Raw genomic sequence first — 11,172 nt, 5'->3', positions numbered from 1 at the left:
TAGGCTAAGGCTATGAAGCTGCGCAGATTCCTCTACGGCGCGCTACTAACTTTACAAGCTGGTTTGGTCTTAACCGGTGGCGCAGTGCGAATTACGGGATCAGGCCTGGGCTGCCCAACTTGGCCAGAATGCACACCTGGTTCATATACGCCGGTTCCTCATCAAGCAGAAGGTCAGTTACATGCTTGGATCGAGTTTGGAAATCGTTTATTAACCTTTGCACTCGTTGCAGTGTCACTAGCAGTTCTGATTCATGTTCTCTATAAACGTCGTCGCGATCTGCGCTCGCTGGCTATCGGCCAACTCCTTGGAATTCTTGGCCAAGGCGTACTAGGTGGAATAACTGTTCTCACCGATTTACATCCGCTACCAGTGGCTGGCCATCTTTTGCTATCGATAATTCTGATCGCTGGCGCGGCATCGCTTTACTCGAGACGAGAGTATTCAGCTCGCCCGCGCACAGATCTAGATAAATTAACAAAGCGAATCTCACTCTTACATATCGGATTAACTTTCGCGGTGATTATTCTCGGTACAATCGTGACCGGATCTGGTCCACATGCAGGAGATGAGAAGGCACAGCGCTTTGGATTCGATATTCGCGTTGTTGCATGGCTGCATGCCGATGCGGTCATTGCGCTGCTGGGTCTAACTGCAGCCTTCTTCATTCTGGTTCGAAGCGATAAAGAGCTAGTTCGGAGAATTGCAGTTTTCACAACGATCGCCCTCGCCCAAGGCGCGATTGGATATATCCAATACTTCACTGGGATACCTGAAATACTTGTGGCTGCTCATCTTCTCGGAGCAACCCTTGTTTGGATCGCAGCGTGGCGAATCCGCATTACCGTTACAAAGACTTTGGTAATTCAATAGTTCAATAAGTAGATGAAAAATATGAATAAAGGATGGCTATGAAGAAATGGACTGAATTAGATGATCGCGCTGTGGTCATTGCCCGTGCACTCGCTATGGATTCAGTTCAAAAGGCGGGCCACGGACATCCCGGTACCGCGATGTCACTTGCTCCAGTTGCCTACAACCTATTTCAAAACCATTTAACCCATGATCCTGCTGACCCAAATTGGTTGGGGCGCGATCGCTTTGTTCTTTCTTGCGGCCATTCTTCACTAACTCTTTACATTCAACTTTACTTCAGCGGCTACGGCGTTGAGTTAGATGATCTGAAATCATTTAGAACTTGGAACTCACTTACACCGGGTCACCCTGAATACGGTCACACCGCTGGCGTTGAAATGACGACTGGACCGTTAGGAGCGGGTGTTGCAACTGCTGTTGGAATGGCTATGGCTGCGCGTTATGAGCGCGGTTTACTAGATCCAGATGCGCCTGTCGGAAAGTCAATCTTCGATCACAACATTTGGGTCATCTGTTCAGATGGAGATTTACAAGAAGGTGTGAGCGGTGAAGCATCTTCACTCGCCGGCACACAAGAGCTCGGCAATTTAAAGATGATCTATGACGATAATCGCATCTCGATTGAAGGCGATACCCATGTTGCCTTTACTGAAGATGTATCAGCGCGTTACCGAGCCTATGGTTGGAAAGTTATTGAAGTTGCTACGAAGTCCGATGGAGATGTTGATCTTTTAGCTTTGGATGCGGCAATGGTCGCCGCTGAGAAAGAAACTCTAAAGCCAACTTTGATTCGCATGAACTCTGTCATTGCTTGGCCCGCACCTAAGGCTAGAAACACCGCCGAATCTCATGGTTCTGCCCTTGGCGCCGAAGAGATTGCCGCAACAAAAGTGCTTCTCGGGTTAAATCCGGAAGAAAGTTTTGCTGCACCAGCAGATGTGATCGCACATGTTCGCAAAATAAAGGAACGTGGTGCTGCGCTACGCGCAGATTGGGATAAGAACTTCGCAACTTGGAAGTCGGCTAACTCCGATCGTGCTGCACTGCTTGAGCGACTGTTATCTAAAGGACTTCCTGCCGGCTGGGATAAAGAGCTTCCAGTCTTTGCACCAGGAAAAGATGTAGCAACACGAAAAGCTTCAGGTGATGTAATTGCCGCTATTGCAAAGGTGCTTCCAGAATTTTGGGGCGGTTCTGCAGATCTGGCAGGAAGCAATAACACCGTTATCAATAGCGCGGGTTCTTTCCTTCCTGCTTCGAGTGCAATGGCGAATGCAAACCCTTACGGACGCATGATTCACTTTGGCATTCGTGAACATGCGATGGGATCGATTCTAAACGGGGTTGCTCTGCACGGCTTATCGCGTTGCTTCGGTGGAACATTTGCCGTCTTTAGCGATTACATGCGTCCAGCAGTTCGCTTAGCGGCAATCATGAATATTGCATCTATCTTTATCTGGAGCCATGACTCAATTGGTTTGGGCGAAGATGGTCCAACGCATCAACCGGTTGAACATTTGGCAGCGCTACGTGCGATTCCTAACTTTGATGTGGTGCGTCCAGGCGATGCCAACGAAGTTCGCGAGGCATGGAAGGTAATTCTGCAACGCCGCAAGCCTGCAGGTTTATTGCTTTCTCGCCAGAATTTGCCGGTAGTTGATCGCGCAACACATGGCGATGTCGCACTTGTTGGTAAAGGCGCCTACATTTTGAAAGAAGCCTCTGGCTCAGCCGATGTTGTTCTAATCGCAACTGGTTCTGAAGTTGGTGTCGCAATTGCAACACAAGAGATTCTTGAAGGCCAAGGGGTCTCCACGCGTGTAGTGAGCGCTCCTTGTCTGGAATGGTTTAAAGAAACCGATTCTGCATACCAAGGCCAAGTAATTCCCAAAACCGCCAAGTTGCGCGTAAGCATCGAGGCTGGAATCGCCCAAGGATGGCGCGATTACATCGGTGATTCAGGCATCGCCATATCGCTAGAACACTTTGGGGCTTCAGCATCTGCTGGAAAGCTCTTTACTGAATTTGGATTCGACCCAGATGTAATTGCCGCAAAAATCCAGAACGCTCTGAAGTAAAGAACGATGATCAAATTAAGCGGACCATCTCTATCCAAGATTGATCGTAACGATCCTAAATACTTGGCGTTGGCCAAAGCACATCCTCGTATCGCTGCCAAAGATGCAAATACCTGGGGCCAGGCAGCAAGTGCAGAGGCTGCGATCCGTCTGAATTGGGTTGACCTAGATCAAAGTTCACGCGAGCTACTCCCCTTGCTCGATGCTCTCGCTGCTAAATTTCGCGATAAAACTAATTTGGTTCTCTGTGGCATGGGTGGCTCGTCACTTGCCCCCGAGGTAATCGCACAGACCTATAAGAAGAAAGTTTTTATCTTGGATTCAACGGATCCGGATTATCTGCATCGTGCGCTGCAAGGCGATTCCAGCAGGATGCTTGTCCTGGTTGCTTCGAAATCAGGATCCACCATTGAAACTTCTTCACAGCGCGCCTTCTTTGAAAAGTATTTAGGTGATGCAGGGTTAAATCCCACTGAACATATGGTCTTTGTAACCGATCCTGGTTCACCGCTAGATCAGGATGTACGTAAAGCTGGATTTACAGTTATCAACGCTGATCCAAATGTAGGCGGACGCTTTAGCGCGCTCACCGCTTTTGGGCTAACTCCTGCAGCGCTGATGGGCGTTGATGCCTCAGTGCTCCTTGATCAAGCAAGTGACTGCCGCGAACTCATGAAAACCAATCCAGAAGTAGTTCTAGATGTCGCTTATTTGCTACTAACTCAAGCCAAACAATTTTTAGGTTTCACAGATAGAGGTTCAAACTTTCCTGGACTTTCTGATTGGATCGAACAACTTATCGCTGAGTCAACAGGTAAGGAAGAGCAAGGGCGTCTGCCAATTGCCACTGAAGATTTTAAAGAGGCGGCGATGGGCGGTGCCTTCGCTGTTGCCTTTGCACCTGGTGCAGATCTAACAGTTGAAGCAGAACTTGGTGAGCATTTCTTATTCTGGGAATGGGTAACTGCTCTGCTTGGTGCAGCGCTTGAAATTGATCCCTTCAATCAACCCAATGTGACTGAGGCGAAGGAAGCAACTTCTGCGGTACTTGCGGAATGGAATAACTCACTTCCCGTGATTACCACCACCAACAGCGAAGATGACGTTGAGATCTTTGGCGATGGAAATACCTTAGTTGCAGCTTTAAAGAATCTCATCGCAAATACCGACGCTGACGGTTACATCGCAATCACTGCTTATTTGGATCGCGCAGGAAATAGCAAACTCACTGAACTTCGCGCGGTTCTATCTCAGAAATCTGGACGTCCAGTTAGCTTTGGGTGGGGTCCACGATTCTTGCACTCCACCGGGCAATTCCATAAGGGTGGACAACAGAACGGATCGTTCTTACAGATAACTGGTGAGACAGTGAATAACTATCCAGTTCCAGGTCGCGCCTTTGATTTCCGTACTTTGCTAATGGCGCAGGCCCTCGGTGATAACCGCGCTTTAGCGACAAGAAAATACCCGCTGCTTCGTCTGCATTGTACAGAACGTAGCGCGGGTATCGACCAGATCTTGAGAGCCGCTAAAGCTCTCTAAAAACTTTTACTACTTTTAATTAATCGTCATCTCCACGGAGTTTACGAAGCGCTTCTTCAAGAATCTTTGCGCCTTCAGTATCTGTGCGACGCTCTTTTACATAAGCTAAGTGGGTCTTGTAAGGAATATTTACAACTGCCTTTGGTGGATTGTTGCGATCGCGACCTGCAGGAAGACCGCACTTAGGGCAATCCCATTCGGCTGGAATTACTACAGTCTCTTCAACTGCAAATGATGGGCGAACTTCATGTCCATTGCCACACCAGTATGAAACTGTGGCGCGTTCAATCTGATCTCCGCGTTCAGCTTCGCCCATTGGGCCAGCGCCGACACGGCTTCCGCGAATTGCACTTGCCATGGAATTAACCCTTCAAAACAAGACTGAGTGCGACAACGCCGCCGAACCAGATACCGCCAACAACGATTGTGATGCGATCGAGGTTACGTTCTACAACAGATGAACCGCCGTAGTTTGATGACATTCCGCCGCCAAATAGATCGGAGAGGCCTGAACCTTTTCCTTTGTGAAGGAGAACGAGCAGGATCATCAAGATGCTTGTAATAACAAGCAAGATAGATAGAGCTAGAGCCACGGTGTAAAACTCCTCAATTTGTGGATGGAGATAGAGCCTAAGGATACTAGATCGAAGTGCGAGATTAGGCGCCTTCCACCGAGTAGAACTTGGCGATCTTGGCCAATTCCTCAGGATCTAGGCTCGCTCCCCCGATTAGGGCGCCATCAACATCGACCTGCTTCATGATTTCGACAACGTTAGATGATTTAACTGATCCGCCGTAGAGAATGCGCATATTTGCAGCGATCTCAGGGGAACCGATGCTTTGGATCTCTTCCCGGATCGCAGCGCATACTTCTTGCGCATCTTCAGGAGTTGCCGTCTTTCCGGTACCGATCGCCCAAACTGGTTCGTAGGCGATAACAATTTTCTTAAGTTCTGGCTTGGTAAATCCTTCAAGCCCTGCGCGAACTTGTCGGATTACATGAGATACATGTGCACCAGATTCGCGGATAGAAAGTTCTTCACCTACGCAGAAGATAGGAGTTAGCTCGTTTGCTAGCGCCGCTTTGATCTTGCGGTTGATAAGCGCATCATCTTCGTGATGGATTGCGCGGCGCTCTGAGTGGCCGATGACGGCAAAGGTGCAGCCGAGCTTTGCCAGCATTGAACCAGAAATATCTCCAGTAAATGCTCCACTGCTTTCTGGTGATACATCTTGCGCACCGTATAGCAAGCGAAGTCGGTCACCATCAACCATTGTTTGAATCGAACGAATATCGGTAAATGGGGGGATGATCGCGATATCAACTGCGTCATAATCCTTATCAGAGAGTGAGTAGACAAGCTTCTGTGCAACCGCGATCGCCTCAAGGTGATTGAGGTTCATCTTCCAGTTACCTGCCATAAGTGGCTTACGCATTTTTTACTCCTTCTAACTTAGATTGTGATGAAAAATTACAGACCAATTACTTATAGACCTAGAGCAGTTAAACCTGGAAGTTCTTTGCCTTCTAGGTATTCAAGCGATGCGCCACCGCCGGTAGAAATATATCCGAAGGCTGAATCTGCGAAACCAAGTGCGCGTACCGCAGCGGCAGAGTCTCCACCACCGACTACGGAGATGCCAGAAACCTCAGTAAGCGCCTGTGCCACAACCTTAGTACCGCTAGCAAATGCTGGAAATTCGAATACGCCCATCGGCCCGTTCCAGAAAAGAGTTTTACAAGAACGAATCGCTGTCGCAAAGGCTGCCGCTGAATCTGGACCAATATCTAGACCCATCTGATCTGCGGGAATTGCATCGGCGCTAACCAAAGTTGCAGGTGCATCAAATGCAAAGGCTGGTGCTACCAAGATATCTGTTGGAAGTACCAACTTCACACCAGAATCTGCAGCCTGCTTGATCAAACCCTTAACAGTTTCGATCAGATCGGTTTCAACTAGAGATGTGCCGATCTCTCTTCCTTGTGCAGCGAGGAAGGTAAAGACCATTCCGCCACCGATCGCCATGACATCTACCTTGCCGAGCAAGTTAGAGATAACACCGATCTTGTCTGAAACCTTTGCTCCCCCAAGTACTACACCGTAAGGGCGTTCTGGGTTTTGGGTTAACTTCTTTAACACTTCAACTTCTGCGGCCACAAGCGTGCCAGCAACGTGTGGCAACAACTTAGGAAGATCGAAAACAGATGCATGTTTGCGGTGGACTGCACCGAAACCATCGCCAACGTATGCATCAGCAAGTGCTGCTAACTCTTTGGCAAGAACTTGGCGCTCAGTCTCATCCTTAGAAGTTTCAGCAGCGGAGAAGCGAATATTTTCCAGCAACAAGATCTCGCCTGCCTTGAGCGCTGCTGCCTTAGAAGTTACATCGCTTCCAGTGACAGCTCCAGCAAATTGCACTGGTGCGCCAAGTAATTCAGATAAACGCTTTGCAACAGGTGCTAGTGAAAGTTCTGGTTTGGCCTCACCTTTCGGGCGACCGAGGTGCGCTGCGATAACGATGCTGGCACCGTTTGCGATGAGAGTTTTGATAGTCGGCAGCGAGGCGCGGATGCGTCCATCATCTGTGATCTCGCCGTTTTTCAACGGAACATTGAGATCGCAGCGAAGGAATACTCGCTTGCCGGCTACATCAAAGTTTTGAAGCGACATTAATTACAGGTAATGGTTAGAGAGATTTGCCGACGAGGCCGACAAGATCAACTAGGCGGTTTGAGTAACCCCATTCGTTGTCATACCAACCGACGACTTTAACTTGGTTTCCGATTACCTTGGTTAGGCCAGAATCGAAGATACAAGATGAAGGATCGGTGACGATATCTGAAGAGACGATCGGATCTTCGGTGTAGGTAAGGAAACCCTTAAGTGCCCCATTTGAAGCAGCCTTCATTGCAGCGTTGATCTCTGCCGCAGTTGCTTCCTTAGCAAGTTCAACTGTTAGATCTGTTGCTGAACCTGTTGGGACTGGAACGCGCATTGCGTAACCATCAAGCTTGCCCTTTAGCTCTGGCATGACCAAAGAGATCGCCTTTGCTGCCCCCGTTGAGGTTGGGATCATATTTGTCGCTGCTGCACGTGAGCGGCGAAGATCTTTATGTGGGAAATCAAGGATTACCTGATCGTTTGTGTAGGCGTGAATTGTTGTCATCAAGCCTTTAACGATGCCCCAGTTATCCTGCAAAACCTTGGCCATTGGAGCAAGGCAGTTAGTTGTACATGAAGCATTTGAAATAACGTTGTGGTTTGCTGGGTCGTACTTGTCGTGGTTTACGCCCATAACGATTGTGATGTCTTCATCTGTCGCTGGTGCAGAGATGATTACCTTCTTGGCGCCTGCAGTGATGTGCTTCTTGGCGTCGGCTGCCTTTGTGAAGTGGCCGGTAGATTCGATGACGATATCTGCCTTAACTGATGCCCATGGAAGATTTGCTGGATCGCGATCTGCGAAAACTTTGATTGTCTTGCCACCAACAGTGATCGTGTCTTCTGTGTGGGTTACTTCAAGTCCTAGGCGACCCAAGATTGAGTCGTACTTGAGGAGGTGGGCCAAAGTAGCGTTATCGGTTAGGTCGTTGATACCTACGATATTGATATTTGGGTTGGTTAGCGCTGCGCGGAAGAAGTTACGACCGATACGTCCAAATCCATTAATTCCAACATTAATCACGTGAAAACCTCGCTCTAGAAAGTGTCAGGACCCGCTGGGTACTCATTAAAAGTTACGCCAATTGGGTGTACGGCAATAAAACTGCCACAACATTGGGGTCGTGGCTAACCTTACCAGCCGCGTGGAGTTACTTCTGCGTAGGACTAGTTGAGCAAGTCAGGCGATAAGCCCGCTTCAGTATCTGGAATTCCGAGTTCAGAGGCGCGTTTATCAGCCATTGCCAGGAGTCGTCGGATACGTCCTGCGATCGCATCCTTGGTCATTGGTGGAGAAGCCAATGAACCGAGTTCTTCAAGACTTGCCTGTCCGTGGCTGATGCGAAGTTCGCCGGCCTCTTTTAGATGATCAGGGATTTGTGGGCCGAGAATTTCCATAGCTCGTTGTACGCGAGCAGCTGCTGCAACTGCAGCGCGTGCTGAGCGACGCAGATTGGCATCATCAAAGTTTGCTAAACGATTTGCAGTGGCGCGAACTTCGCGGCGCATGCGACGTTCTTCCCAGGCAAGAACACTTTCATGTGCGCCAAGGCGAGTAAGAAGAACTCCAATGGCATCGCCATCGCGAATAACAACGCGATCAACGCCGCGAACTTCGCGCGCCTTTGCGGTAATTCCTAAACGACGAGCTGCTCCAACGAGCGCCAACGCTGCTTCTGGACCTGGACAAGTAATTTCAAGTGAAGATGAACGACCCGGTTCGGTTAGTGAACCATGTGCAATAAAAGCACCCCGCCAAGCAGCCTCGGCATCGCAGATATTGGCAGCGACAACTTGTGGTGGCAGACCACGAACTGGGCGACCGTTGCTATCGATTAAACCTGTTTGGCGGGCAAGAGCGTCGCCGGCTTCAATAACGCGCACCACATAACGAGAACCTTTACGCAACCCACTGGATGAGAGAACTGCGAGATCGCTATCGTGGCCGTAGATATCTGCAATATCTTTCTTAAGGCGACGTGCGCTCTGTGAAGTATCGAGTTCGACTTCGATTACAACTTTGCCTGCTGCAATATGAAGGCCACCAGCAAAGCGCAGAAGAGAAGATACTTCGGCTTTGCGGCAGCAAGGTTTGGTTACTGAAAGACGGCTTAGCTCGTCTTTAACTGCTGCGGTCATTGCCATGGGCATATCCAAGCAGGGTTTAGCCTGCTATGTGTACGAAAAGTGAAGTTAATTTCTTTGGATCGTGATGGACCAAGGAACGTTGGTCACGTAGGTCGGCGATCAATAACTCTCCACCTGTACTTGAAAGATGGCGCTGTAGCTGATCGGATCCGGCGACAACGCTTTGATCTGCCACGATTAAATCAAAGCGCAGATCGGGAGCATAGGTGTGCAATATCTCTATATGTTCTGTAGCGGTATATCCGGCGTACTCCCCCGAATTTATGACTGGTCCATTTTCAGTTGCTGAATCCAAATTAAGGATGAGAATCTTCTTTGCCTTTGCTGCAACTAACGCATCGCGTTGTTGGGGAACCATCAGATGTGGCAGAACGCTGGAGAACCAAGATCCTGGGCCCATAACAATCCAATCTGCTGCATCAATTGCAGCAAGAGATTCAGGTCGGGCGGTTGGATTTTCAGGGAGCAGGCGCAGACTTTCTAGGCGACCTTTTGCAGTAGCCACTTGTACTTGCCCCTTAACAATAAAGCGACCTGTTGAGTTAGTGAAAGTTGCTTCAATATCAAGGGGTTCGACAGACATCGGTAATACTCGACCAATAACTTTTAACAACGATCCAACCCGATCTAGCCCTGCAACTGGATCCTCACCCTTATTCCAAAGCGCTGCAAGCAGTAAATTTCCAACGGCGTGGCCATCAAGTACGCCATCACTTTCAAATCTATATTGCATGATCTCAGCCCAACTACGGCCCCATTCATCATCTGCGCAGAGCGCCGCTAGCGCCATTCTTAAATCACCGGGAGGATAAATTGAAAACTCTTCGCGCAGGCGACCACTTGAGCCACCGTTATCAGCCACTGTGACAATCGCAGTTAAATCCGTAGTTATTTGGCGAAGTGCGGAAAGAGTTGCCGCCAGACCATGGCCTCCCCCAAGTGCAACTACTCGCGGTTTACTGCCACTCATTCACGACCTACATCACGATGTGTCGCGTGTGCAGAAATTTCAATCAGTGATTCTTCCGAAGAAAGCTGTTTAGCAATTTCCTCAGAGATCGCCACGCTGCGATGTTTTCCACCGGTACAACCAATTGCGATGGTCACGTACTTCTTACCTTCGCGAAGGTAACCCGGCATCATCTGGCGAATAACTCCAACATAACTCTTTACAAATTCCGATACGCCCTCGCTGGTCAAAACTTTATTTGAAACTTCTTTGGTCAGACCGGTGAGAGGGCGCAGCTCCGGGATCCAATGGGGATTTGGGATAAAGCGGCAATCTAAAACTAAATCTGAGTCGACAGGAATTCCATACTTGTAGCCAAAGGAGAGAACATTGATGCGTATGGCATCTAACATTCCCGCTGAGAAGATTTCACCGATCCGTTTTTCTAGCTGGTGCACATTTAGATTTGAGGTATCGATAACCACATCCGCGCCAGAGCGCAGTTCCTCTAACTTGCTACGTTCACGTGCGATGCCATCGACGATACGGTCTTTAGCTTGCAGCGGGTGCGGCCTACGAGTCGATTCAAAGCGTTGGACCAATGATTGATCAGTGGCATCTAGAAAGAGCAAACGGTATGAAATACCAGAGTCTTTTAGAGTTTGAAGTGAGTTGCTTAGCGCGTCAAAGAACTTACCACCGCGCACATCCACGACAACTGCCAGGGATGCGATATCTGAACTCTTAGTTTGAACCGCTAATTCAGGCAACAAAGAAGGTGGCAAGTTATCAACGACATACCAACCGAGATCTTCTAGCGCGTGGGCAACGGTTGAGCGACCCGCACCTGACATTCCCGTTACAACAAGGAGTTCCTTCGTTGACATGGCTTTATTCTCCCTTGCGGCGCTCTCTT

Annotated in this window: 11 protein-coding genes; 3 read left to right on the top strand and 8 right to left on the bottom strand. The window is 49.0% G+C overall.

The genetic code is table 11. The features are described from left to right. Window positions 1-12 precede the first annotated feature (12 nt). From A1sIIB60_RS03120 to A1sIIB60_RS03110, 3 genes are read left to right on the top strand one after another with little or no spacing between them, the layout of a single operon-like run. On the top strand, window positions 13-873 hold the full coding sequence (locus A1sIIB60_RS03120) for a COX15/CtaA family protein (protein WP_095689090.1): 861 nt from the start codon (window positions 13-15) through the stop codon (window positions 871-873). Between the two features lie 32 nt (window positions 874-905). Continuing rightward, window positions 906-2,954, top strand: coding sequence for a transketolase (gene tkt / locus A1sIIB60_RS03115; protein ID WP_095689089.1), 2,049 nt, complete (start codon window positions 906-908; stop codon window positions 2,952-2,954). 6 nt (window positions 2,955-2,960) lie between these two features. After that, window positions 2,961-4,496 carry a hypothetical protein gene (locus A1sIIB60_RS03110; protein ID WP_095689088.1) on the top strand — a complete coding sequence of 512 codons (1,536 nt, stop codon included), beginning with the start codon at window positions 2,961-2,963 and terminating at the stop codon, window positions 4,494-4,496. A 19-nt stretch (window positions 4,497-4,515) separates the two neighbouring features. On the opposite strand, the gene A1sIIB60_RS03105 is transcribed toward A1sIIB60_RS03110, so the two are convergent. From A1sIIB60_RS03105 to rapZ, 8 genes are all read right to left on the bottom strand, one after another. Beyond that, complete coding sequence (locus A1sIIB60_RS03105) at window positions 4,516-4,854, bottom strand: RNA polymerase-binding protein RbpA (RefSeq protein WP_095689087.1); 339 nt, start codon at window positions 4,852-4,854, stop codon at window positions 4,516-4,518. Window positions 4,855-4,858: 4 nt separating this feature from the next. Then, window positions 4,859-5,089: a preprotein translocase subunit SecG gene (gene secG, locus A1sIIB60_RS03100; RefSeq protein ID WP_095671045.1), complete on the bottom strand. Its 231-nt coding sequence runs from the start codon at window positions 5,087-5,089 to the stop codon at window positions 4,859-4,861. Window positions 5,090-5,153: 64 nt separating this feature from the next. Next, window positions 5,154-5,933 (bottom strand): triose-phosphate isomerase, encoded by a 780-nt coding sequence (gene tpiA, locus A1sIIB60_RS03095; protein ID WP_095689086.1) that lies wholly within the window; start codon window positions 5,931-5,933, stop codon window positions 5,154-5,156. Window positions 5,934-5,983: 50 nt separating this feature from the next. Beyond that, window positions 5,984-7,168, bottom strand: a complete 1,185-nt coding sequence (locus A1sIIB60_RS03090) for a phosphoglycerate kinase (RefSeq protein ID WP_095689085.1) — start codon at window positions 7,166-7,168, stop codon at window positions 5,984-5,986. A gap of 16 nt (window positions 7,169-7,184) precedes the next feature. Further along, on the bottom strand, window positions 7,185-8,183 hold the full coding sequence (gap, locus tag A1sIIB60_RS03085; RefSeq protein ID WP_095689084.1) for a type I glyceraldehyde-3-phosphate dehydrogenase: 999 nt from the start codon (window positions 8,181-8,183) through the stop codon (window positions 7,185-7,187). A gap of 143 nt (window positions 8,184-8,326) precedes the next feature. Further along, a complete protein-coding gene (gene whiA, locus A1sIIB60_RS03080) occupies window positions 8,327-9,304 on the bottom strand; it encodes a DNA-binding protein WhiA (RefSeq protein WP_095671041.1) in 978 nt (325 codons plus the stop codon). 19 nt (window positions 9,305-9,323) lie between these two features. Beyond that, window positions 9,324-10,277 carry a gluconeogenesis factor YvcK family protein gene (locus A1sIIB60_RS03075; protein WP_095689083.1) on the bottom strand — a complete coding sequence of 318 codons (954 nt, stop codon included), beginning with the start codon at window positions 10,275-10,277 and terminating at the stop codon, window positions 9,324-9,326. Then, window positions 10,274-11,143 (bottom strand): RNase adapter RapZ, encoded by an 870-nt coding sequence (rapZ, locus tag A1sIIB60_RS03070; protein WP_095689082.1) that lies wholly within the window; start codon window positions 11,141-11,143, stop codon window positions 10,274-10,276. The genes A1sIIB60_RS03075 and rapZ overlap by 4 nt, the downstream gene beginning before the upstream one ends. Window positions 11,144-11,172: the final 29 nt, after the last annotated feature.

The sequence above is a fragment of the Candidatus Planktophila lacus genome, from assembly GCF_002288385.1.
Lineage (GTDB): Bacteria > Actinomycetota > Actinomycetes > Nanopelagicales > Nanopelagicaceae > Planktophila > Planktophila lacus_D.
The sequence above is the reverse complement of the archived record's forward strand: the minus strand, read 5'-3'. Positions and strand labels throughout refer to the sequence as shown.

Bases quoted from the DNA above. Each gene is read 5' to 3' on its own strand.
- A1sIIB60_RS03120 (WP_095689090.1), top strand. From the start codon at position 13: ATGAAGCTGCGCAGATTCCTCTACGGCGCGCTACTAACTTTACAAGCT.
- tkt (WP_095689089.1), top strand. From the start codon at position 906: ATGGCTATGAAGAAATGGACTGAATTAGATGATCGCGCTGTGGTCATT.
- A1sIIB60_RS03110 (WP_095689088.1), top strand. From the start codon at position 2,961: ATGATCAAATTAAGCGGACCATCTCTATCCAAGATTGATCGTAACGAT.
- A1sIIB60_RS03105 (WP_095689087.1), bottom strand. From the start codon at position 4,854: ATGGCAAGTGCAATTCGCGGAAGCCGTGTCGGCGCTGGCCCAATGGGC.
- tpiA (WP_095689086.1), bottom strand. From the start codon at position 5,933: ATGCGTAAGCCACTTATGGCAGGTAACTGGAAGATGAACCTCAATCAC.
- A1sIIB60_RS03090 (WP_095689085.1), bottom strand. From the start codon at position 7,168: ATGTCGCTTCAAAACTTTGATGTAGCCGGCAAGCGAGTATTCCTTCGC.
- whiA (WP_095671041.1), bottom strand. From the start codon at position 9,304: ATGGCAATGACCGCAGCAGTTAAAGACGAGCTAAGCCGTCTTTCAGTA.
- A1sIIB60_RS03075 (WP_095689083.1), bottom strand. From the start codon at position 10,277: ATGAGTGGCAGTAAACCGCGAGTAGTTGCACTTGGGGGAGGCCATGGT.
- rapZ (WP_095689082.1), bottom strand. From the start codon at position 11,143: ATGTCAACGAAGGAACTCCTTGTTGTAACGGGAATGTCAGGTGCGGGT.